General features: G+C 59.3%; 25 protein-coding genes. 16 read left to right on the plus strand and 9 right to left on the minus strand.

Features of this window, described 5'->3' with window-relative positions; all coding sequences use genetic code 11:
- Positions 1–17: 17 nt before the first annotated feature.
- The 7 genes from ABV589_RS08745 to ABV589_RS08775 all read left to right on the plus strand — a co-directional run bounded on the left by ABV589_RS08745 (position 18) and on the right by ABV589_RS08775 (position 4,900).
- A complete protein-coding gene (locus ABV589_RS08745) occupies positions 18–587 on the plus strand; it encodes an Rnf-Nqr domain containing protein (protein ID WP_007963994.1) in 570 nt (189 codons plus the stop codon).
- Positions 584–1,828 carry an electron transport complex subunit RsxB gene (gene rsxB / locus ABV589_RS08750; protein WP_367085582.1) on the plus strand — a complete coding sequence of 415 codons (1,245 nt, stop codon included), beginning with the start codon at positions 584–586 and terminating at the stop codon, positions 1,826–1,828. The genes ABV589_RS08745 and rsxB overlap by 4 nt, the downstream gene beginning before the upstream one ends.
- Complete coding sequence (locus ABV589_RS08755; RefSeq protein WP_367085583.1) at positions 1,815–2,798, plus strand: RnfABCDGE type electron transport complex subunit D; 984 nt, start codon at positions 1,815–1,817, stop codon at positions 2,796–2,798. The genes rsxB and ABV589_RS08755 overlap by 14 nt, the downstream gene beginning before the upstream one ends.
- Positions 2,795–3,400 carry an RnfABCDGE type electron transport complex subunit G gene (locus tag ABV589_RS08760; protein WP_367085584.1) on the plus strand — a complete coding sequence of 202 codons (606 nt, stop codon included), beginning with the start codon at positions 2,795–2,797 and terminating at the stop codon, positions 3,398–3,400. Before ABV589_RS08755 ends, ABV589_RS08760 begins: the two co-directional genes overlap by 4 nt.
- Positions 3,397–3,978 (plus strand): Rnf-Nqr domain containing protein, encoded by a 582-nt coding sequence (locus ABV589_RS08765; RefSeq protein ID WP_367085585.1) that lies wholly within the window; start codon positions 3,397–3,399, stop codon positions 3,976–3,978. The genes ABV589_RS08760 and ABV589_RS08765 overlap by 4 nt, the downstream gene beginning before the upstream one ends.
- On the plus strand, positions 3,975–4,613 hold the full coding sequence (gene nth / locus ABV589_RS08770; protein ID WP_367085586.1) for an endonuclease III: 639 nt from the start codon (positions 3,975–3,977) through the stop codon (positions 4,611–4,613). The genes ABV589_RS08765 and nth overlap by 4 nt, the downstream gene beginning before the upstream one ends.
- A 107-nt stretch (positions 4,614–4,720) precedes the next feature.
- A complete protein-coding gene (locus ABV589_RS08775) occupies positions 4,721–4,900 on the plus strand; it encodes a PA3496 family putative envelope integrity protein (RefSeq protein WP_041068377.1) in 180 nt (59 codons plus the stop codon).
- An 87-nt stretch (positions 4,901–4,987) separates the two neighbouring features.
- On the opposite strand, the gene ABV589_RS08780 is transcribed toward ABV589_RS08775, so the two are convergent.
- Positions 4,988–5,614 (minus strand): response regulator transcription factor, encoded by a 627-nt coding sequence (locus ABV589_RS08780; protein WP_003227711.1) that lies wholly within the window; start codon positions 5,612–5,614, stop codon positions 4,988–4,990.
- A 503-nt stretch (positions 5,615–6,117) separates the two neighbouring features.
- Here ABV589_RS08780 and ABV589_RS08785 point away from each other — a divergent pair.
- Entirely contained in the window at positions 6,118–6,825 is a 708-nt protein-coding gene (locus tag ABV589_RS08785) for a hypothetical protein (RefSeq protein WP_367085587.1), read from the plus strand.
- 153 nt (positions 6,826–6,978) lie between these two features.
- Here the strand turns inward: ABV589_RS08785 and ABV589_RS08790 are convergent, their stop codons facing one another.
- Both ABV589_RS08790 and ABV589_RS08795 read right to left on the minus strand, forming a co-directional pair.
- Complete coding sequence (locus ABV589_RS08790) at positions 6,979–8,196, minus strand: argininosuccinate synthase (RefSeq protein ID WP_007963976.1); 1,218 nt, start codon at positions 8,194–8,196, stop codon at positions 6,979–6,981.
- A gap of 129 nt (positions 8,197–8,325) precedes the next feature.
- Positions 8,326–9,234, minus strand: a complete 909-nt coding sequence (locus tag ABV589_RS08795; RefSeq protein WP_096795143.1) for an OmpA family protein — start codon at positions 9,232–9,234, stop codon at positions 8,326–8,328.
- Between the two features lie 160 nt (positions 9,235–9,394).
- Here ABV589_RS08795 and pyrC point away from each other — a divergent pair, with 160 nt between their 5' ends.
- Together pyrC and rnt are read left to right on the plus strand one after the other, a co-directional pair.
- Entirely contained in the window at positions 9,395–10,441 is a 1,047-nt protein-coding gene (pyrC, locus tag ABV589_RS08800; protein ID WP_047296199.1) for a dihydroorotase, read from the plus strand.
- Positions 10,438–11,112: a ribonuclease T gene (gene rnt / locus ABV589_RS08805; protein WP_095136951.1), complete on the plus strand. Its 675-nt coding sequence runs from the start codon at positions 10,438–10,440 to the stop codon at positions 11,110–11,112. The genes pyrC and rnt overlap by 4 nt, the downstream gene beginning before the upstream one ends.
- A gap of 74 nt (positions 11,113–11,186) precedes the next feature.
- Here rnt and ABV589_RS08810 read toward each other — a convergent pair whose 3' ends face one another.
- The gene (locus tag ABV589_RS08810) at positions 11,187–11,789 is read right to left on the minus strand and encodes a peroxiredoxin (RefSeq protein WP_007963972.1); all 603 of its coding nucleotides are present in this window, start codon (positions 11,787–11,789) and stop codon (positions 11,187–11,189) included.
- Between the two features lie 313 nt (positions 11,790–12,102).
- Between ABV589_RS08810 and ABV589_RS08815 the strand changes: the two genes are divergently transcribed.
- Together ABV589_RS08815 and bfr are read left to right on the plus strand one after the other, a co-directional pair.
- Positions 12,103–12,321, plus strand: a complete 219-nt coding sequence (locus tag ABV589_RS08815) for a bacterioferritin-associated ferredoxin (protein ID WP_003227725.1) — start codon at positions 12,103–12,105, stop codon at positions 12,319–12,321.
- Positions 12,322–12,522: 201 nt separating this feature from the next.
- Positions 12,523–12,996 carry a bacterioferritin gene (gene bfr / locus ABV589_RS08820; RefSeq protein ID WP_007963971.1) on the plus strand — a complete coding sequence of 158 codons (474 nt, stop codon included), beginning with the start codon at positions 12,523–12,525 and terminating at the stop codon, positions 12,994–12,996.
- A 184-nt stretch (positions 12,997–13,180) separates the two neighbouring features.
- Here the strand turns inward: bfr and grxD are convergent, their stop codons facing one another.
- The 3 genes from grxD to ABV589_RS08835 form a co-directional block, all read right to left on the minus strand.
- Entirely contained in the window at positions 13,181–13,522 is a 342-nt protein-coding gene (gene grxD / locus ABV589_RS08825) for a Grx4 family monothiol glutaredoxin (protein WP_003227729.1), read from the minus strand.
- Positions 13,523–13,619: 97 nt separating this feature from the next.
- Positions 13,620–15,725, minus strand: a complete 2,106-nt coding sequence (locus tag ABV589_RS08830) for a molybdopterin oxidoreductase family protein (protein WP_367085588.1) — start codon at positions 15,723–15,725, stop codon at positions 13,620–13,622.
- A 129-nt stretch (positions 15,726–15,854) separates the two neighbouring features.
- A complete protein-coding gene (locus ABV589_RS08835) occupies positions 15,855–16,145 on the minus strand; it encodes a hypothetical protein (protein WP_007963969.1) in 291 nt (96 codons plus the stop codon).
- A 404-nt stretch (positions 16,146–16,549) separates the two neighbouring features.
- Here ABV589_RS08835 and argF point away from each other — a divergent pair, with 404 nt between their 5' ends.
- Positions 16,550–17,470 (plus strand): ornithine carbamoyltransferase, encoded by a 921-nt coding sequence (gene argF / locus ABV589_RS08840; protein WP_095136949.1) that lies wholly within the window; start codon positions 16,550–16,552, stop codon positions 17,468–17,470.
- Positions 17,467–18,576, plus strand: coding sequence for an ABC transporter ATP-binding protein (locus ABV589_RS08845; RefSeq protein ID WP_329696641.1), 1,110 nt, complete (start codon positions 17,467–17,469; stop codon positions 18,574–18,576). The genes argF and ABV589_RS08845 overlap by 4 nt, the downstream gene beginning before the upstream one ends.
- Before the next feature lie 78 nt (positions 18,577–18,654).
- Here ABV589_RS08845 and ABV589_RS08850 read toward each other — a convergent pair whose 3' ends face one another.
- Both ABV589_RS08850 and ybaK read right to left on the minus strand, forming a co-directional pair.
- Entirely contained in the window at positions 18,655–19,437 is a 783-nt protein-coding gene (locus ABV589_RS08850) for a PhzF family phenazine biosynthesis protein (RefSeq protein WP_367085589.1), read from the minus strand.
- Between the two features lie 95 nt (positions 19,438–19,532).
- Positions 19,533–20,003: a Cys-tRNA(Pro) deacylase gene (ybaK, locus tag ABV589_RS08855; RefSeq protein WP_367085590.1), complete on the minus strand. Its 471-nt coding sequence runs from the start codon at positions 20,001–20,003 to the stop codon at positions 19,533–19,535.
- Positions 20,004–20,365: 362 nt separating this feature from the next.
- Here ybaK and ABV589_RS08860 point away from each other — a divergent pair, with 362 nt between their 5' ends.
- Both ABV589_RS08860 and glpK read left to right on the plus strand, forming a co-directional pair.
- A complete protein-coding gene (locus tag ABV589_RS08860; RefSeq protein ID WP_367085591.1) occupies positions 20,366–21,217 on the plus strand; it encodes an MIP/aquaporin family protein in 852 nt (283 codons plus the stop codon).
- A 78-nt stretch (positions 21,218–21,295) separates the two neighbouring features.
- A complete protein-coding gene (gene glpK, locus ABV589_RS08865; RefSeq protein WP_367085592.1) occupies positions 21,296–22,798 on the plus strand; it encodes a glycerol kinase GlpK in 1,503 nt (500 codons plus the stop codon).
- Positions 22,799–22,842: the final 44 nt, after the last annotated feature.

Genomic DNA, 22,842 nt, shown 5'->3' on the forward strand with positions numbered 1-22,842 from the left:
TTGCTGCCGGCAGAACCATGACCGAACTTGCGCTTACGCTGATCAGTGCCGCCCTGCTCAACAACTTCGTGTTGCACTGGCCGCTGGGCGTCGATCCGTTGCTGGCCGGCAGTCGGCGCCAGGTGCATGCGCTAGGGCTGGCGACGGCGTGCCTGATGCTGAGCGTCGGCTTCATCGGTTATGTGCTGTGGCACTGGCTACTGGTGCCGCTGCAACTGCAGGCCCTGCAGCTGTTTGTGTTCCTGCCGCTCAGCGTGCTGCTGATCGCACCGCTGCTGAAGCTGCTGACTCGCGCGCTGCCTGACTGGCCCTTCGCCGGACTATGGCCGTTGTTGTTGGGCAATGCCGGCGTGCTGGGGCTGGCCTTGATCAATGCACACAATGATCGTGGCCTGCTGCAGGCAACGGCGCTGAGCCTGGGGGCCGGGCTGGGTTTCTGGCTGGTGCTGAGCCTGTTCAGCGACTTGCGTGAACGCACGGCGGACAATGACATTCCCCTGCCCTTTCGCGGCTTGCCGATCGACCTGATCGGCGCCGGACTGATCGCAGTGATTTTTCTCGGATTCAGTGGACTGATCAAAACATGAGTCTGATTCAACTCATCGATGCCCTCCTGCCGCAGACCCAATGCGGCAAATGCGGCCACCCCGGGTGCAAGCCCTATGCGCAAGGCATCGTCGATGGCGAACCGATCAACAAGTGCCCGCCCGGCGGTGACGAAACCGTCGCCGCCCTGGCAGAACTGTTGAACGTGCCGGTGCTGGAGCTGGACGTCAGCCGTGGCTCGGCACCGCCACAAGTGGCGTACATTCGCGAGGCTGAGTGTATCGGCTGTACCAAGTGCATCCAGGCCTGCCCGATCGACGCCATCGTCGGCGCGGCGAAACTGATGCACACCGTACTGATCGACGAATGCACCGGTTGCGACCTGTGCGTGGCGCCGTGCCCGGTGGATTGCATCGAGATGCATCCACTGCCGCTCGGCACATTGCCGGTGGTCGGTGGCCTGGCATCCAGCCTTGAAGAACAGCGCGCACGCGCGGCCAAACGCGATCATGCGCGCCAGCGGTTTGAACGCCGCAACGCCCGCTTGCAACGCGAGGAACAGCAGAAACAGGCTGAGCGCGAAGCCCGGGCGCAGCGCTCAGCGCAACCGGCGGTGGCCACTCTCGATCCGGTGCAGGCCGCTCTGGAACGGGTGCGCGCGCAGAAAGCCGCGACCGCCGACGCCGCGCTGAAAAAAGCCAAGATCGATGTCGCCATGAGCCGCGCGCAATTGCACAAATCGCTGAAAGCCTTCGGCCATCCACCGACCTTCGAACAGCAATCGCAGCTGATCGTGTTGCAACAGCAGTTCGAAGCCGCCGAACAGGCGTTGGCGAAACTCGAAAGCAGCGCCGCCACCGCTCCAGCCGCTGCGGCTGCGGCTGCGGCCCCGGCTCCGGCTCCGGCTCCGGCTCCGGCGAAAGACGCCGACCTGAAGCGGGCGAAAATCCAGTTGGCGATGCGCCGCGCCGAACTGAAAAAGGCTCAGACTGCCGAGGCGCCGCCGGAACAGATCGCTACGCTGGAACAGGCCTTGCGTGATGCCGAGCAAGCCCTTCACGCTGCCGAAGCCTCGAGCGAGCAGGCTGTACCGGATCTGATGCGTGTGGAAAAACGTCCGATCGACAGCCAGCTCCGTCAGTTGAAAACCGAACTGGCCTACGCCCGTGCCGACCTGAGCAAACTCGAGCGCCGCGCCGACACGCCGGACGACATCCTCGACAAGGCCCGCGCGCGCCTGCAAGACGCCGAGCGGCAGGTGCAAGATCATGTCGCCCCGTGAAGCACCGGATGATCGGCTGCAACAGGCGATGAAGCAGGTGCTGCTGGCCACGCTGCCGGGGCTGTTGGCGTTGTTCTGGTTTTACGGCTGGGGCGTGTTGATCAACCTGATCCTGGCGGCGAGCACCGCGCTGCTGATCGAGGCTGGCGTCGCCCGCCTGCGCCGACAACCTTTGCAACCAACGCTCAGTGATGGCAGCGCACTGGTCAGCGCGGCACTGCTGGCCGCTGCGCTGCCGCCGTATTGCCCGTGGTGGCTGACCGTTAGTGCGGTGGCTTCGGGGCTGCTGTTCGGCAAGCATTTATACGGTGGCGTCGGCAAGAACCCGTTCAACCCGGCCATGCTCGGTTTCGCCCTGACGATGCTGCTGTTCCCGCAGCCAATGACCCACTGGCCGGCGCATGGCATGAATCTGCAGGCCGCTTTTGCACACGTCTTGAATCTTGGTCAGGTCCCGGACGCCTGGGTTCAGGCCACCGCGCTGGACAGCCTGCGCATCAACAAAAGCCTGACCATCGATGAATTGTTCGCGGCCAATCCGGCGTTCGGGCGTTTCGGTGGTCGCGGTGTGGAGTGGATCAATCTGGCGTTTCTCGCCGGTGGACTGGTTTTATTGCAACGCCGGGTGATTGCCTGGCAGGCGCCGGTCGGCATGCTGGCCAGCCTGTTTGTCGTCAGTCTGCTCTGCTGGAACGGTTCGGGTTCCGATTCCCACGGCTCACCGCTGTTTCATCTGCTGAGCGGCGCAACCATGCTCGGTGCATTTTTCATCATTACCGAACCAGTATCCGGCGCCAAAAGTGCGTTGGCCCGACTGCTGTTCGGCGTGGGTGTCGGCTTGCTGACCTACCTGATCCGCACCTGGGGCGGCTACCCGGACGGTGTCGCGTTTGCCGTGTTGCTGATGAATCTGTGTGTACCGGCTCTGGAACGTTTTGCCGCTGCCCGCCAGACGCAGGTGCAATCATGAACCGCGTGGCTGCAGTCGTGACGCTTGTACTGATGACTGGCGCCGGTCTCGGCCTGACTTATGTGGTGCAGCGCGCCAGTGCGCCGCAGATTGCCAGCGAGCAACGCTTGCTCGACAGCCGCAAGTTGCTGGATGTACTCGCAGCCGATGCCTACGACAACCAGCCACTGGAACAGCCGCTGGCGTTGACTGATATGACGTTGAGCCACAGCACTCTGCTGGCAGGCTACCGCGCTACCAGACTCGGGCAGCCGGTGGCAGTGTTGTTGCGCTCGCAAACCGAGGGCTATGCCGGCGTTATCGAACTGCTGATCGTCATTGATGCCAACGGCAGACTGCTGGGGGTAAAAACCCTGCGGCACAACGAAACGCCGGCGCTCGGCGGACTTATCGGCGACTGGCCGAATCACTGGCTGGCGACATTTACCGGCAAGTCGCGCAACGCACCTGACGATGCAGGCTGGGCACTGAAAAAAGATCAGGGACAGTTCGATCAACTGGCGGGAGCCACCATTACATCCCGGGCCACCGTCAATGCCATCCATGACGCCCTGCGCTACTTTGATGAGCACCGTGCAACCTTGCTCGGGAGCGGATCATGAACCGACCGGTGAACCTGACGAATGCCTTGCTGCTGGTTCTGCTACTTGGCACCAGTACGACACTGGCTGGCGCACTGGGCATGCTGCTGATGTCGGGCGCCGTCGTGGCGGTTCACGGCGTATGTATCGCTCCATTGCGCTCGCGACTGTCTGACAGCAACCTGATACTCGCCAGTCTGCTGCTGGCCGCCACCCTGACCAGTTGCGCCAATATCCTCGCGCAGCGTTGGGCGTTGCAGTGGCAACAGTCACTCGGAATCTATACCGGGCTGATCGCCTTGCAGTGTGTGGTGCTGGAATACAATGGATTCTTTCGTCAGGCGCTGACCGAATGCCTGAAGTTTTTTGGCCTGTCGAGCGCACTGTTACTCGCGCTGGCGGTACTGCGTGAACTGTTCGGTCAGGGCCACATCGGCCGTGGCCTGCCTGAGCACTGGCAAGGCCTGATTCTGTTCAGCGACGGGCTGCACTTGCTCACCCTGGTTCCCGGCGCCTTCATCCTGCTCGGACTACTGCTCGCCGCCCGCCAGGCCTGGACCCGCTCGAACGCTACCTCCAAGGAAACACATCATCCATGAATGCCGCAAAACGTCTGGAAATCTTCCGCAGACTTCATGAGGACAATCCCGAGCCGAAGACCGAACTGGCCTATTCCTCGCCGTTCGAGTTGTTGATTGCGGTCATCCTTTCGGCGCAATCAACCGACGTCGGCGTCAACAAGGCCACGGCCAAACTGTTCCCGGTGGCCAATACCCCGGCAGCGATCCACGCGTTGGGCGTCGAAGGACTGTCCGAATACATCAAGACCATCGGCCTCTATAACAGCAAAGCGAAAAACGTGATCGAGACCTGCCGCATGCTGGTCGAGCTGCACAATGGCGAAGTCCCGCAGACGCGCGAAGAACTGGAAGCGCTGCCCGGCGTCGGCCGCAAGACGGCCAACGTAGTCCTCAATACCGCTTTCCGTCAGTTGACCATGGCGGTCGACACGCACATTTTTCGCGTGAGCAACCGCACCGGCATTGCCCCGGGTAAAAATGTGGTTGAAGTGGAAAACAAGCTGATGAAGTTTGTGCCAAAAGACTACCTGCTGGATTCTCACCACTGGCTGATTCTGCACGGTCGCTATGTGTGTCTGGCGCGCAAGCCCCGCTGTGGCAGCTGCCGGATCGAAGATTTGTGCGAGTACAAACACAAAACTTCGGACGATTGATTGGCTATTGGAATAATTGATTCTTCGATTGAAAAAATCTTTTTTACCCGCAGCAGGAATATCGATATAAGGAGCGCCAAAGGCAGTCTTAGCCTGGAGTTCACCTTATGACTGACAGCAAAGAACAACTGGACGTAGATGACGATTTTACCGCTGTGGAAACCGACGACGCCGAACCGGTGGTCGAGGTTGCCAAGACCAATCTGAGCAAACGTCGCACCATCGATAACCTGCTTGAGGAGCGCCGACTGCAAAAGCAATTGGCTGATTACGATTTTGACCTCTGACACTTGAAAGCCTCCCGAACCGGAGGCTTTTTACTGTCTGGGAAATCCGACACTGCGTGGCCCATGAATCCTCGGCAATCAGGATCATCAGACCAGTCCGTTACGTTGCGCCAACTCAATCAGATCCACCAGCGACCGGGCATTGAGCTTCAATAACAGACGCGTCTTGTACGTGCTGACCGTCTTGTTGCTGAGAAACATGCCGTCGGCAATTTCCTTGTTGGTCTTGCCCCGCGCCAATTGCTGCAGCACCATCATTTCCCGGCCGGAAAGACGGTCCACCATATCGGCTTCACTGGCATTGCCCAGACTGGTCCGCACAGTATGCAGGGCCTGGTTTGGAAAATAGCTGTACCCGGACAGTACGGCTTTGATCGCACTGAGCAATTCAGTCAGATCCTGTTGTTTACAGACATATCCCGCCGCACCCGACTGCATGCAGCGCATCGAAAAATGTCCCGGTGCCTGGGAAGTCAGCACCAGAACTTTCAAGGGCATCGGTGTCGAGTTCAGACGCGCGATAACTTCCAGGCCGTCGAGCTTGGGAATTCCAATATCCAGAATAACGATATCCGGCATCTGTTCACGAGCAAGTTGTAACGCGTCCACGCCATTATCTGTTTCGGCAATAACTTCGTAGCCATGACGTTCCATCAGCATACGCACAGCAAGACGAATGACGGGGTGATCATCCACGATCAGCACTTTATTCATGGGCAAGTCCAGTTTCGCTGTTCGAATTTTTAGAATCCGCACAATAGCCTAGTCACTTCCGACATGGCACAAGAGAGTTCCATCGCACTCCCAGCCAAAGACATTCCCTACAACAAAAAAAGATTATTCCTACAAAAAACCTGACAACGATGATATTGGCGTGCGCCAACTGTTTCTCTGATAGCGACTTCGACGTGAAAAATACTACGCCCTTGAGGCCATGCCTGGCGACGCCTCCGAGTGGCACGCCCAGCAAAAGTTTGAAAAAGCGCTGTCATTGCATGACTGCGCATTACCGACATCCTGAAAAAATAAGATAACCAATCAATTGCCAAGAAGATAGAAAAAACCATCTGCACACTTTAACAAATCAACGTCTGAAACAAGATACTTCTACCCAACGGATTTCTTTTAATATAAAAAAGAGCATCAAACGCAAAACCTCACCCACACAAAAACCATTCAACAAACACAATGGAATACACACTTAATGAGCAAACGCCATGATAAAAATCAAAAAGAGAATAACCAACCCCATGACTGTAATTACGATATTTGCATTTATTTCCGAGTCATCGGCAGCCATCTCCTTACCCTTTCTTGATAGCGACGAAAGAGAAGTTTATGTCTGGTTCCTGATCAGCTTCCCGTTTTACTTGCTGCTGCTATTTTTTTTAACGCTAAATTTCAACTACCGATCATTGTATGCCCCCTCGGACTTCGACAATGACGACAGTTTTCTGCAAGTCTTTGACGAGTTGAAACCGGCCGAACCCACACCGTGTGCGCCTACACCAGGCGCTTGTGCAGCGGCAGACGGGACAGCAACTTCAAACGGTTTGCAATGGACGTTGTCTGCACACAATACTGATCCGGGGCGTCGCTATTCGGACGGCACAGGCAAGTCCTGTACGGAGCGCCTCTGGATTGAGCACAACATTCAACTGCCCAAACCCATGGGCACATTGCGTGCGCTAGATGTACGCCCGATGAGCAGCGCGCAGGCGTTCAACACCCTGGCTGAACACTTCCCGCACCTTGGCGGGCAATCGGCCAAGGTGGTGGTTTTTTTGACCGATTCGGCGTCCGGCGTTTTGCTCAAACAAATCACCCCCAGTCTTATCAAGCAATCGAAAAAAAACGGGGGTGCCAAAATTTTCATTGCCTACAACGTGACCGCGCAAAGTACTACGGTATTAAGAGGCGTATGAAAAACGCAGAGTTGATGCCTGAAGTGGACATTCGAAAAAATACTGAAATTGACCGTACCGACCAACGCTCCAGAGTCGGGCCGGACACACAGGAAAAAAAATGGCGGCTTTGTCACTGTGACAAGCCGCCATTTCTTCACGGGTCCGCAAGGCTTAGAACAGCTTGCGGCCCTTGTTCGCGGCAATGCGCATGCGCAGCGCGTTGAGCTTGATGAAGCCCGCCGCGTCGGCCTGGTTATAAGCGCCGCCGTCTTCTTCAAAGGTCGCGATGTTGGCGTCGAACAGCGAATCGTCGGACTTGCGGCCGGTAACGATCACGTTGCCTTTGTACAGCTTCAGGCGAACCACACCGTTCACGTTGACCTGCGAAGCGTCGATCATCTGTTGCAGCATCAGACGCTCCGGGCTCCACCAGTAGCCGGTGTAGATCAGACTGGCGTATTTCGGCATCAGCTCGTCTTTGAGGTGAGCGACTTCGCGGTCCAGAGTGATCGATTCGATGGCGCGGTGCGCGCGCAACATGATGGTGCCGCCCGGGGTTTCGTAGCAGCCACGGGACTTCATGCCCACGTAACGGTTTTCAACGATGTCGAGACGGCCGATACCGTGCTGCCCACCGATCTTGTTCAGCGTTGCCAGTACGGTGGCCGGGGTCATTTCGACGCCGTCCAGCGCAACGATGTCGCCGTTACGGTAGGTCAGTTCCAGGTATTGCGGGGTGTCGGGAGCCTTCTCCGGGGAGACGGTCCAGCGCCACATATCTTCTTCGTGCTCGGTCCAGGTGTCTTCCAGCACGCCGCCTTCATAGGAGATGTGCAGCAGGTTGGCATCCATGGAGTACGGGGACTTCTTCTTGCCGTGACGCTCGATCGGGATCGCGTGCTTCTCGGCGTAGTCCATCAGCTTCTCGCGCGACAGCAGGTCCCACTCACGCCATGGCGCAATCACTTTCACCCCTGGCTTGAGCGCGTAGGCACCCAGTTCGAAACGCACCTGGTCGTTGCCCTTGCCGGTGGCGCCATGGGAAATGGCGTCAGCGCCGGTTTCGTTGGCGATTTCGATCAGGCGTTTGGCGATCAGCGGACGTGCGATGGAAGTACCCAGCAGGTACTCGCCTTCGTAAACGGTGTTGGCGCGGAACATCGGGAACACGAAATCACGCACGAATTCTTCGCGCAGGTCGTCGATGTAGATTTCTTTGACGCCCATGGCCTGAGCCTTGGCGCGTGCCGGCTCGACCTCTTCGCCCTGACCCAGGTCAGCGGTGAAGGTCACCACTTCACAGTTATAAGTATCCTGCAGCCACTTAAGGATCACCGAAGTGTCCAGGCCGCCGGAATACGCCAGAACGACCTTGTTTACGTCCGCCATGCCATCACTCCACGGGGTTCTACGGAAAGCCGAGGAGTCTACCGCTCAAATCCGAGAATTTACAGAGGCGCGACAGCTTAAGACGACAAAGCGACAGAATCTGTCGAGAGCGCGACGATGACCGGCGGGTCAGGAAGTCGCCGCAGCGTTGGCCGGCGTACTGGCTTGCGGTGCTGGCGCGGTGGTCGGTGCCACGCGCGCAAGCTTCACGCTGACCCGGCGATTCTTCGCCCGGTTGGCCGCATTGTTGTTCGGCACCAGCGGGTATTGCTCGCCGTGGAAACGCACGGTTATCTGCGATTCGGCGATGCCATTGGCCTTGAAGAAGTCGACGACTGCCAGCGCGCGACGGCGCGACAGTTCACGGTTGGTCAGACGGTTGCCGCTGTTGTCGGAATAGCCATCCAGTTCGATGTGATTGACCGTCGGATCGGCCTTCATGAACTCGAGCATCACCTGCAGCTTGGCTTTGGCGGCAGCATCCAGATCGGTGCCTTCGCCGGGGAAGCCGATCTGCGATTGTTTCACCTGATCGAAATTCTGCGGCAGCAACTTCGCCACACACGTCTGGTAATCATTGAACGCTTTGCTGAACTTCACCGGCAGCAGACGCACTTCCGAAACCCGGCCATCGCCGGACGCACGGCGCACCACCGGGCTGCGACCATCGAGCAGACCGCTGATCAGCCCGCCGGCCTGGGATTGTGAGCTGTTGAACAGCACGTTGCCGGTGCCGATCCTGACGCTGCCCAGGTTGATGTCGTTGCGCCCCGGCTGCCATGGCGCTGCCGCCGCGAGCAAGGTCGCCGAACCGCCACCGAGCATGGCGTTGTAGGCATTGAGGCGGAATATCGCCTGCTCGCCGGCCTTGCGCACGAACTGGCCCGAGCCGAAATCGGTGATCGGCTGGGTCAGGCGGCACTCGAACTTGTCGCCCTCGACCGTCCACTCAATGTTCTCCAGACGCGTCTGGTAGGTGAGCGCCATCGCGGGGAGGCTGGCAAACACACTGAGCAAGGCTAAATATCGCTGGCGCACGGGAGGCTCCATTGGCTTCTGTAACACAAAGACCGATTCACACTATGTTTACGGCATACCTACGGGATATCGGAAGGATCCTGCAAAACTTGATAGCGAGTGCCTGCAAGAGTCTTTTCCGGTAGCATTCCCCTCAGTTTGACCCGCCTGGAATCCCCTCATGTCCGACCGCCTGACCCTGCTGCGTCCCGACGACTGGCACATTCATCTTCGCGATGGTGCCGTGTTGACCAATACCGTTGCCGATGTGGCGCGCACCTTTGGCCGCGCCATCATCATGCCCAACCTGGTACCACCGGTGCGCAACGCCGCTGAAGCCGATGGCTATCGCCAGCGGATTCTCGCTGCCCGCCCGGCCGGCAGTCGTTTCGAACCGCTGATGGTGCTGTACCTCACCGACCGCACCCAGCCCGAAGAAATTCGTGAGGCCAAGGCCAGCGGTTTCGTGCACGCCGCCAAGCTGTACCCGGCCGGCGCCACCACCAACTCCGATTCCGGAGTCACCAGCATCGACAAAATCTTCCCGGCGCTGGAGGCCATGGCCGAAGTCGGCATGCCGCTGCTGATCCACGGCGAGGTCACCCGTGGCGATGTCGACGTTTTCGACCGCGAAAAGATTTTCATCGATGAGCACATGCGCCGTGTGGTCGAGCGTTTCCCGACGCTCAAAGTGGTGTTCGAACACATCACCACCGGCGACGCCGTGCAGTTCGTCAACGAAGCTTCGGCCAACGTCGGCGCGACCATCACCGCGCACCACCTGCTGTACAACCGCAACCACATGCTGGTCGGCGGGATTCGGCCGCACTTCTACTGCCTGCCGATCCTCAAGCGCAATACCCATCAGGAAGCCCTGCTTGACGCCGCCACCAGCGGCAGCGCCAAGTTCTTCCTGGGTACCGACTCGGCACCGCACGCCCAGCACGCCAAGGAAGCCGCCTGCGGCTGCGCCGGCTGCTACACCGCGTACGCCGCCATCGAGCTGTATGCCGAAGCCTTTGAACAGCGCAATGCGCTGGACAAGCTCGAAGCGTTCGCCAGCCTCAACGGTCCGCGTTTCTACGGCTTGCCAGCCAACACCGATCGCATCACCCTGGTTCGTGAAGAATGGACCGCCCCGACCAGCCTGCCATTCGGCGAGCTGAACGTTATCCCGCTGCGCGCCGGTGAAAAACTGCGCTGGCGCCTGCTGGAGGAACACGCGTGAGTGAAGACCATTTCGACGACGAACTGGACGGTCAAGGCGGCGGCGGTTCCCGTCACCCGATGGCAGCACGTTTTCGCGGTTACCTGCCGGTTGTCGTCGATGTAGAGACCGGTGGCTTCAACTCGGCCACCGACGCTTTGCTGGAGATTGCCGCGACTACCATCGCCATGGATGAAAAGGGATTCGTCTATCCGGATCACACCTACTTCTTCCGCGTCGAGCCGTTCGAAGGCGCCAACATCGAGGCGGCGGCACTGGAGTTCACCGGGATCAAGCTCGATCATCCGCTGCGCATGGCCGTCAGCGAAGAAACCGCGCTGACCGACATCTTCCGTGGCATCCGCAAGGCGCTGAAGGCCAACGGCTGCAAGCGCGCGATCCTGGTCGGCCACAACAGCAGCTTCGACCTCGGTTTTCTGAATGCCGCGGTTGCGCGTCTGGACATGAAGCGCAACCCGTTCCACCCGTTCTCCAGCTTCGACACCGCGACACTGGCCGGTCTGGCTTACGGTCAAACCGTTCTGGCCAAGGCCTGTCAGGCAGCCGATATCGATTTCGACGGCCGTGAAGCGCATTCGGCGCGTTACGACACCGAGAAGACCGCCGAGCTGTTCTGCGGCATCGTCAACCGCTGGAAACAGATGGGCGGCTGGGAAGACTTCGACGACTGATTCACGTCGACCAAATCCCGCGCATGAAAAAACCGGCCACTTGGGCCGGTTTTTTTGTACCGCGACGTTGCGCCTTACAGGGCAGCAGCGTTCTCGGTCAGGTAAGCCGCAACGCCTTCTGGCGAAGCGTTCATGCCTTTGTCGCCTTTTTTCCAGTTGGCAGGGCAGACTTCGCCGTGCTCTTCGTGGAATTGCAGCGCGTCGACCAGACGGATCAGCTCTTCCATGTTACGGCCCAGCGGCAGGTCGTTGATGATCTGCGAGCGGACAACGCCCTTGTCGTCGATCAGGAATGCGCCACGGAAAGCCACGCCGCCTTCGGACTCAACGTCGTAGGCCTTGGCGATTTCGTGCTTCATGTCGGCAGCCATGGTGTATTTCACCTGGCCGATGCCGCCGTTGTTGACCGGGGTGTTGCGCCAGGCGTTGTGGGTGAAGTGCGAGTCGATCGACACGGCGACCACTTCCACGTTGCGCGCCTTGAAGTCAGCCATGCGGTTGTCCAGAGCGATCAGCTCGGACGGGCAGACGAAGGTGAAGTCCAGTGGATAGAAGAACACCAGGCCGTATTTGCCTTTGATGGCCGAGGACAGGGTGAAGCTGTCAACGATCTCGCCATTGCCGAGTACGGCCGGGACGGTGAAGTCTGGGGCTTGTTTGCCTACGAGTACGCTCATGGATATCTCCTGGTGAATAACTTGAAGTTCAGGGTCCGGGCCAGCCTGCCACCCTGAGGCGACAGCCCTGTGACACGAACCCTCTTCGCAAGGGCCGACCATCATACACTGCGTTTTTCGCCTGTCCTTAACGGTTTTTTACCCAAAGCGGATAACCGGGCAGCATTTTCGGGGCCAGGCAATTCGCCAGTAATCACCGTTCGTCAGTGACCCGCCTTCCGATCGAAAACCATTCAGAAAGCACTTTGACAATCATTCTCGTTAACATTAAGATCCATCGCAATTGAGTCACAACCAGCGACGGTTCTCACTTATGTATGTTTGTCTCTGCACTGGCGTCACCGACGGACAGATCCGCGAAGCGATCTATGAAGGTTGCTGCAGCTACAAAGAAGTCCGCCAGGCCACCGGCGTCGCCAGTCAATGCGGCAAATGTGCCTGCCTTGCCAAGGAAGTGGTGCGCGAAACCCTGACCAAGCTGCAAACCGCTCAGGCCGCAATCCCCTATCCGGTAGAATTTACTGCCGCGTAATTGCCCCCCATTTCGAAGAACCGGACTTATGTCCGGTTTTTTTATGCCCGCAAATCAATCGGTTAGACGCTAGACGCGGAACACAAACATTCTTATTCAGATTTAATTTCATTTATTATTCAATAACTTAGGTTTGACACTTATAAATACCAAGCTCAAACTCCGCCTTATATACAGCTATTACAGGGCAGGACTCCCATCATGAAAGGCGACATTACAGTCATCCAGCATCTCAACAAGATCCTTGCCAATGAACTGGTCGCGATCAATCAGTACTTCCTGCATGCGCGCATGTATGAAGATTGGGGCCTGAACAAGCTGGGCAAGCACGAGTACCACGAATCCATCGACGAGATGAAGCACGCGGACAAGCTGATCAAGCGCATCCTGTTCCTTGAAGGCCTGCCGAACGTGCAGGATCTGGGCAAGCTGCACATTGGCGAGCACACCCGGGAAATGCTCGAGTGCGACCTGCGGATCGAGAAGACCGGCCACGCCGACCTGAAAGCCGCCATCGCCCATTGCGAATCGGTTGGCGACTTTGGCAGCCGTGAACTGCTCGAAGACATTCTCGAATCCGAAGAAGAGCATATCGACTGGCTGGAAACCCAACTGGGCCTGATCGATAAAGTCGGTCTCGAGAACTACCTGCAATCGCAGATGGGCGAAGAGTAGGAGCTGCCGCAGGCTGCGATCTTTTTCGATTGCGCCGGTTACCCGCGTTAACTTTTCCAACGCACTAAAAAGCCCCGCCCTCTTATGAGGTGCGGGGCTTTTTATTGGCTGAAGATCAAAAGATCGCAGCCTCGTTTCACTCGACAGCTCCTACAGCAGAAGCCTGTGCCGAGTGAACGCCGGATCAGGCTTCGGACTTGGCCGCAGCAGCCTTGGCCGATGCTTCCTTGACCAGGGTCTGCAGTTCACCGTTGGCGAACATTTCAGCCATGATGTCGCTGCCGCCGACCAGTTCACCGCCGACCCACAGTTGCGGGAAAGTCGGCCAGTTGGCGTACTTCGGCAGGTTGGCGCGGATTTCCGGGTTCTGCAGGATGTCGACGTAGGCGAACTTCTCGCCACAGCCCATCACAGCCTGCGCAGCTTTCGCGGAGAAGCCACACTGTGGGGCATTCGGCGAGCCTTTCATGTAAAGCAGAATGGTGTTGTTGGCAATCTGCTCTTTAATCGTTTCGATGATATCCATGGAGCACCTCGGCTGAACTTTCCGACTCATGGGTCGGCACGGTGACGCATTGTAACGGAATCCCGAGCGCCATGCTCGGTCTCCCCGACGGTCACGCTCAAGCCGCCGCCACCGTCACCGGCACGCCATTGAGCGCGGCGTTGCCCGACAGTTCATCAAGCTGACACTCATCGGTCAGATCATTAGCACTCGAACCTGGCTGCCCACTGGCGATTGCCATTTGCACACCTGGCCGCGCATGCCCCCAACCGTGCGGCAGGCTAACCACGCCTTTCATCATGTCCAGACTGCCGAGCACCTCGACCTCGATCTGCCCTACCCGCGAGCTGACGCGAACTAACTGACCATCGTTGAGCCCACGGCTGGCGAGGTCATCCGGGTGCATCAGCAATTGATGCCGTGGCTTGCCCTTCACCAGACGATGATAATTGTGCATCCAGGAATTGTTACTGCGCACATGCCGACGACCAATCATCAGCAGTTCATCGGCGGCCGGCGCCTGCAAGGCCGCAAAGCGTGCGAGATCAGCAAGAATTTCCGGCGGCGCAGCCTGCACCCGTTGATCTGGCGTTTTGAGGCGAGCTGCAAGATTCGGTTTCAACGCCCCAAGATCAATCCCGTGCGGATGATCGAACAACGTCGCCAATGACAGCTTTTGCTCGGACGCGTCTCCGTACAGCCCCATGCGCAGGCCCATGTCGATCATCTTCGCCGGCGGCATCGTCGGTTTCAGTTCCTTGCCGGCCTTCTCGGCAAACGCCTTGGCCAGGCCGACAAAGATCTCCCAATCGTGCAATGCGCCCTCGGGTTTGGCGAGAATCGCCCGGTTGAAGCGAGTGACGTTGCGCACCGCGAACAGGTTGAACGTGGTGTCGTAGTGATCGTTCTCCAGCGCCGAGGTCGATGGCAGGATCAAGTCGGCGTAGCGCGTGGTTTCGTTAATGTACAGATCAATGCTGAGCATGAACTCCAGACCGTCCAGCGCCTGCTCCAGTTGCCGGCCGTTCGGCGTCGACAACACCGGATTGCCGGCGACGGTGATCAGCGCGCGAATCTGCCCTTCACCTTCAGTGAGCATCTCTTCAGCCAGCGCCGACACCGGCAGTTCGCCGCCGTACTCGGGCCGCCCGGACACGCGGCTCTGCCATTTGTTGAAATGCCCGCCCGAGGTCGATGCCACCAGATCCACCGCCGGCTCGGTGCACAAGGCACCGCCGACGCGATCAAGATTGCCAGTCACCAGATTGATCAACTGCACGACCCAATGGCACAGCGTGCCGAAGGCCTGAGTGGAAACGCCCATCCGGCCGTAGCAGACCGCACTCGGCGCGGCGGCGAAGTCCCGGGCCAGTTGGCGGATCTGTTCAGCGGGAACGGCGCACAGCGGGCTCATGGCTTCGGCAGTGAACGTGGCGACAGCTGCGCGCACTTCATCGAGACCATCAACCGGCAAGTGACTGTCACGGGTCAGGCCTTCGCTGAACAAAGTGTTGAGCACCCCGAACAACAACGCCGCGTCGCCACCGGGCCGCACGAACAGATGCTGATCGGCGATGGCTGCCGTTTCGCTGCGCCGGGGATCGACCACCACCACTTTGCCGCCGCGCGCCTGAATCGCTTTCAGACGCTTCTCGACATCCGGCACGGTCATGATGCTGCCGTTCGACGCCAGCGGATTACCGCCGAGGATCAGCATGAAATCGGTGTGATCGATGTCCGGAATCGGCAACAGCAAACCGTGGCCGTACATCAGGTAACTGCTCAGGTGATGCGGCAACTGATCGACCGAAGTCGCCGAGAAGCGGTTGCGCGTCTTCAGCAGGCCGAGGAAATAATTGCTGTGGGTCATCAGCCCGTAGTTGTGCACGCTCGGGTTGCCCTGATAGACCGCTACCGCGTTCTGCCCGTGACGCTGCTGAATCGCCGCCAGACGTTCGGCCACCAGCGCAAAAGCCTCATCCCACTCGATCGGCAGCCATTCGCTGCCGACCCGGCGCATCGGCTGGCGCAGGCGGTCGGGATCGTTCTGAATGTCTTGCAGGGCCACGGCCTTGGGGCAGATGTGCCCACGACTGAACGTGTCGAGCGCGTCACCCTTGATCGAGGTGATCGCGACATTGCCATCGGTTTCGGTGGTCTCGATGGTCAGACCGCAAATGGCTTCGCACAGGTGGCAGGCACGGTGATGGAGAGTCTTGGTCATGGCCAGTCTCTGTCTTGTTCTGGGCAGGCAATCAGGCCCGCGGGAACGAAACTATGGCCCCGGCGCAGAACCTGCGCCAGCGACGTTCGTCTTGTGAATCGGCGGCCATCAGGCCGGCCGATAGACGCGTCAGTTCGCCGGAAGCTGGGGCGGCGCGGCCAGCTGGATTTCCTGGATGGTCTCGATCTGCTCGTGGGCGACGTGGACGCCGGTGAGTTCGCCGATCAGTCGCCAGTGCTCGTCGAGCCCGGCGCTGATGGTCGCCATGCGGTCGATCATCTGCCGACTGGCAGCCTTGACCACGTCATCTTCACTGCGCAGCAGTTCGAAGGACATCGAGGTCATCGAGGCGGTGAGGTGGGTCAATGAGCGTGCCGTGTGGCCCAGCAGTTCCATTAACAGTTTTTCTTTCGATTCCATGCGGAGGCTTCCTGCGTCGCTCGTGATTTATTTATAACCCAGCACTTTGCTTTAGCAAATGTTTCAACCTGCGCATCCGACCAAGCGAACCGGTGGATCTCGGGTCACAAACCGACCAGAGCTGTGCCAGCCCCGCCGCGCCTGATTGCCAAGCCCGATGGGGCCAGTGTACAAATGCCTCGCTGGCCTCTCGAAAACTGACCGGAAATCACAGTGTTCGCCCTGTTTTCCCCCGGCGCATTTCTGCAAAAACCGTAGCCTATTGGAAAAACGCGACATTTAGTGTCAATATCGCGCCTCCCCCTATTTCGTCGCCCCGTGCGGCTTACGCCGCAGGTCTCGCCCGTTGTTCCGTTAAACAAGGCTTTGAGCATCTGCGGTCTGTAGCAAAAAGGTAGTCAATGATGAGCGCAAGGCACTTTCTCTCCCTGATGGATTGCACGCCCGAAGAGCTGGTCAGCGTGATCCGTCGAGGCGTTGAGCTCAAGGACCTGCGTAACCGCGGCGTACTGTTCGAGCCGCTGAAAAACCGCGTCCTGGGGATGATCTTCGAGAAATCCTCGACCCGTACCCGGATCTCCTTCGAGGCCGGCATGATCCAGCTCGGTGGCCAGGCGATCTTCCTCTCGCCACGTGACACTCAGCTGGGCCGTGGCGAGCCGATCGGTGACTGCGCCATCGTCATGTCGAGCATGCTCGACGCGGTGATGATCCGTACCTTTGCCCACAGCACCCTGACCGAATTCGCCGCCAACTCGCGCGTGCCGGTGATCAACGGCTTGTCCGATGACCTGCATCCGTGCCAGTTGCTGGCCGACATGCAGACCTTCCTTGAGCACCGTGGCTCGATCCAGGGCAAGACCGTGGCGTGGATCGGCGACGGCAACAACATGTGCAACAGCTATATAGAAGCGGCAATCCAGTTCGACTTCCAGTTGCGCGTTGCCTGCCCGCAAGGCTATGAGCCCAACCCTGAATTCGTCGCACGTGCAGGCGATCGCGTGACCATCGTCCGTGATCCGCAGGATGCCGTGCGCGGTGCGCACTTGGTGAGCACCGATGTCTGGACTTCGATGGGTCAGGAAGAGGAAACTGCCAAGCGCCTGAAGTTGTTCGCACCGTTTCAGGTGAACCGCGCCCTGCTCGATCTGGCGGCTGAAGATGTGCTGTTCATGCATTGCCTGCCGGCGCACCGCGGTGAAGAAATCAGCCTCGACCTGCTCGATGACCCGCGTTCCGTCGCCTGGGATCAGGCAGAAAACCGTCTCCACGCACAGAAGGCCCTGCTCGAGTTCCTCGTCGAACCGGCATATCACCACGCATGAGCCATGAATTACTGCTGAATCTGCGCAACCTCGCTTGCGGCTATCAAGATCAACGCGTGGTGCAGAACCTCAATCTGCACCTCAACGCCGGTGACATCGGCTGCCTGCTCGGCTCGTCCGGCTGCGGCAAGACCACCACCCTGCGCGCCATCGCCGGTTTCGAACCGGTGCACGAAGGCGAAATCACCCTCGGCGGCGAGACCATCTCAAGCGCCGGTTTCACCCTGGCGCCGGAGAAACGCCGGATCGGCATGGTGTTTCAGGACTACGCGCTGTTCCCGCACCTGAGCGTCGCGGACAACATCGCCTTCGGCATCCGCAAGCACCCGAACAAGGAGCGCGTCACCGAAGAGCTGCTGGAACTGGTCAATCTGAAGAATCTCGGCAAACGCTTCCCGCACGAACTCTCCGGCGGCCAGCAACAGCGTGTCGCCCTCGCCCGCGCTCTGGCGCCGGAACCGCAGTTGCTGCTGCTCGACGAACCGTTCTCCAACCTCGATGGCGAACTGCGCCGCAAGCTCAGCCACGAAGTGCGCGACATCCTCAAGGCCCGCGGCACCAGTGCGATTCTGGTGACCCACGATCAGGAAGAAGCCTTCGCCGTCAGCGATCACGTTGGCGTGTTCAAGGAAGGTCGGCTGGAGCAGTGGGATACGCCGTACAACCTCTACCACGAGCCGGCCACGCCGTTTGTTGCCAGCTTCATCGGTCAGGGTTATTTCATTCGCGGCCAGCTCGGCAGCCCGGAATCGGTGCAGACCGAGCTCGGTGAACTGCGCGGCAACCGGGCCTACACCTGGCCGGTGGGTGGTGCGGTGGATGTACTGTTGCGTCCGGATGACATCGTTTATGCGCCGGACAGCGGGTTGAAAGCGCGGATCGTTGGCAAGACGTTCCTTGGCGCCTCGACTCTGTATCGCCTGCAACTGCCGACGGGCGCACAGCTGGAGTCGATTTTTCCGAGCCATGCCGACCATCAGGTGGGCGCGGAGGTAGGCATTCGTGTTGCCGCCGAACATCTGGTTCTGTTCCAGGCCTCCGGCAGCACCGCCGCACAAATCCCGGCGGTGGAAAACGGCGTCCGCCGCTACAGCACCGCAGTTTAAAGATCAAAAGATCGCAGCTTGCGGCAGCTCCTACATCAATCCCTGTAGGAGCTGCCGAAGGCTGCGATCTTTTAGCTTTTAACTGAGGATCAACGTGCCGCTGGCCACCAGCGTCGCATTCCCGCCAATCTTGACCCGCTCCCCCTCCAGCCGACAGAACAACTCCCCGCCCCGCGCCGAGCGCTGGCACGCGGTCAGACTGGATTTGCCCAGACGTTTCGACCAATACGGAATCAAGCTGCAATGCGTCGATCCAGTGACCGGATCTTCATTGATGCCGATCGCCGGGGCGAAGTAGCGCGAGACGAAATCGTGCTGATTGCCGCGCGCGGTCACAATGGCTCCGAGCCATGGCAGTTTCGCCAGTGCAACCATGTCCGGCGTGCAGTCGAGCACTGCCTGCTCCGACTCCAGCACCACAAACAATTCGTTGGAACCGAGCACATCTACAGCCTCGACACCTAGCGCACGCTCGACATCCAGCGTCACGCCAATCTCTGACGGCACAATCGACGGGAAGTCCAGCCACAGACGACCGCCCTCGCGGCTGACACTCAACGGCCCGGACTTGCAGGTGAAGTCCAGCCGCTCGGCATTTTCCTTGTAGACCTCGAACAACACATAAGCGCTGGCCAGCGTCGCATGCCCGCACAACGGCACCTCGGTGGTCGGGGTGAACCAGCGGATGTGCCACGCCGCACCTTCGCGCACCACAAACGCGGTTTCTGCCAGATTGTGTTCGGCGGCGATCTTTTGCATCAGCTCATCCGCAAGCCATGCGTCGAGCCGATACACCATGGCCGGGTTGCCACTGAACGGCCGGTCACTGAACGCGTCCACCTGATAAAACTCGAGCTGCATAACTTTCTCCCTGAGTCAGTCGGCGAAGCATGCCGCCCGGATCGGCTCAGCGCCAGTGACAGAACCGGCCAATTTTCCTCATACAGAAATGAGTGTTACGCGCGACCGATGTCGGCGAATCTGGCCTGAGTGTGTTCGGCCAGCACCGCAGGCGCCAGTTCGACTTCCAGGCCACGTCGGCCGGCACTGACATAAATAGTCGCAAAGCCCTGAGCCGAATTATCGATGAAGGTGCGCAGACGCTTCTTCTGCCCCAGCGGACTGATACCGCCCAACAGATAACCGGTGGAGCGCTGTGCCGCGGCCGGGTCAGCCATTTCGACTTTCTTCACTCCTGCCGCATGGGCCAGGCCCTTGAGATCAAGGCTTCCGACGACCGGCACCACCGCCACCAGCAATTCACCTTTTTCGCTGGCTGCGAGCAGCGTCTTGAACACCTGCGCCGGCTCCAGCGCCAGTTTCTCTGCGGCCTCCAGCCCATAGGACGCGGCCTTGGGGTCATGTTCGTAACTGTGCACGCGATGTTCGGCACGAACTTTTTTCAACAAGTCCAACGCAGGGGTCATGGCAGCTCCAGGCTCGGTATCAACAGAAAAATCCTGCGCTGGATTCTAGGCCATCACATCGCAAAAGGCTCTAGCGCAAGCCCCGTTTTCCGGGCGCTGCAGGCGAATCGCCGGACTATCGTCGCGGCGATTCGCAGGATCATTCAGCAGGCTGATAGTTTAATTGTGACCGATGGTTCACTTTCGACCTTTGACAGGTTTGTTTCTTGTCTATATTTTTTCGAATCTGAATAATGTAAGAATTATCGTCACCGCAGCACCCAGCAGTAAACCGGGAACAGGGTGGGGATCCTGCCCCGGGGAAAATCGCGCCTTGCCCTGACGGCAAATGCGCCAGACAACAACAAAAATCGAGGTTTTCAATGACAACTGCTTTACCGCAACCATCGCTATCGGGCCAATGCCTGGCCGAATTTCTGGGTACTGCACTGCTGATCTTTTTCGGCACCGGGTGTGTCGCCGCGCTCAAGGTCGCGGGCGCCAGCTTCGGCCTGTGGGAAATCAGCATCATCTGGGGCGTCGGCGTGAGCATGGCGATCTACCTCACCGCCGGGGTTTCCGGCGCGCATCTGAACCCCGCTGTCAGCATTGCCCTGAGCATTTTTGCCGACTTCGAAAAGCGCAAACTGCCGTTCTATATCCTGTCGCAGATCGCCGGCGCCTTCTGCGGCGCGCTGTTGGTGTACACGCTGTACAGCAACCTGTTCTTCGATTACGAACAAACTCACCAAATGGTGCGTGGCACCGCCGCCAGCCTTGAGCTGGCCTCGGTATTCTCGACCTTCCCCAATCCGGTGCTCTCCACAGCTCAGGCATTCCTTGTCGAGATGATCATCACCGCGATCCTGATGGGTGTGATCATGGCCCTGACCGACGACAACAACGGTCTGCCGAAAGGCCCGATGGCCCCGCTGCTGATCGGTTTGCTGATTGCCGTGATCGGCAGCTCGATGGGCCCGCTGACCGGTTTTGCGATGAACCCGGCGCGTGACTTCGGTCCGAAACTGATGACTTTCTTCGCCGGCTGGGGTGAAATTTCCTTCACTGGCGGCCGCGATATTCCGTACTTCCTGATTCCGATTTTTGCACCGATTGTCGGTGCCTGCCTCGGCGCTGCCGGGTATCGCGGGCTCATCGCCCGTCACCTGACCGGCGCCACACCTGCTACAAAGGATGCAGAACCGGCCATTGACGGCAAACCAAGAACTTCTTGAAACAGTCGGCGCGGGGTCCTGCCCATTTCGAGCCCGCGCCACGGCCCACTCTCCCTTATTTCGTCCAAGGCAATCGACATGACCGACATTCAGAACAAGAACTACATCATTGCCCTCGATCAGGGTACGACCAGTTCCCGTGCGATCATTTTCGACCGCGACGCGAACGTGGTCTGCACCGCCCAGCGCGAATTCGCCCAGCACTACCCGCAAGCCGGTTGGGTCGAACACGATCCAATGGAAATCTTTGCGACCCAGAGCGCGGTGATGGTCGAAGCACTGGCCCAGGCCGGTCTGCATCACGATCAGGTCGCCGCCATCGGCATCACCAACCAGCGTGAAACCACCGTGGTCTGGGACAAGACCACCGGCCGCCCGGTGTACAACGCCATCGTCTGGCAGTGCCGCCGCAGCACCGAGATCTGCCAGCAGCTCAAACGCGATGGCCACGAAGACTACATCCGTGACAACACCGGCCTGGTCACCGACCCGTACTTCTCCGGCACCAAGCTGAAGTGGATCCTCGACAACGTCGAAGGCAGCCGCGAGCGTGCGCGCAACGGCGAACTGCTGTTCGGCACCGTCGATAGCTGGCTGATCTGGAAATTCACCGGCGGCAAGGTGCACGTCACCGACTACACCAACGCCTCGCGCACCATGCTCTTCAACATCCATTCGCTGGAATGGGATTCGAAGATGCTGGAGATCCTCGACATCCCGCGCGAGATGCTCCCGGAAGTCAAAGCGTCGTCGGAAATCTACGGTCGCACCAAGAGCGGCATCGCCATCGGCGGTATCGCCGGCGACCAGCAGGCGGCGTTGTTCGGCCAGATGTGCGTCGAGCCAGGCCAGGCGAAAAACACCTACGGCACCGGCTGCTTCCTGCTGATGAACACCGGCGACAAAGCGGTGAAATCGCAGCACGGCATGCTCACCACCATCGCTTGCGGCCCGCGTGGCGAAGTGGCTTACGCCCTGGAAGGCGCGGTGTTCAACGGTGGTTCGACCGTGCAGTGGCTGCGCGATGAACTGAAGATCATCAACGACGCTCACGACACCGAATACTTCGCCAATAAAGTGAAGGACAGCAACGGCGTGTACCTGGTGCCGGCGTTCACCGGTCTGGGCGCCCCTTACTGGGACCCGTATGCCCGTGGCGCACTGTTCGGTCTGACCCGCGGCGTGCGCGTGGATCACATCATCCGCGCCGCACTGGAATCGATCGCCTACCAGACCCGCGACGTGCTCGACGCCATGCAACAGGACTCCGGCGAACGCCTCAAGGCGCTGCGCGTGGACGGCGGCGCGGTCGCCAACAACTTCCTGATGCAATTCCAGGCCGACATCCTCGGCACCCAGGTCGAGCGCCCGCAAATGCGCGAAACCACGGCTCTCGGTGCGGCGTATCTGGCCGGTCTGGCCTGCGGCTTCTGGGGCAGCCTGGAAGAACTGCGCGGCAAGGCTGTGATCGAACGCGAATTCGAACCGAGCCTGGAAGAAGTCGAGAAAGAGAAACTGTACAAAGGCTGGAAAAAAGCCGTCAGCCGCACCCGTGACTGGGCGCGTGAAGACGCTGAATAAGCCAACCTTCAGAGACTGATAGGCAACTAACTGGTCGGGAGCGG

Origin of the sequence: Pseudomonas sp. HOU2 (assembly GCF_040729435.1) — a bacterium.
GTDB lineage: Bacteria > Pseudomonadota > Gammaproteobacteria > Pseudomonadales > Pseudomonadaceae > Aquipseudomonas.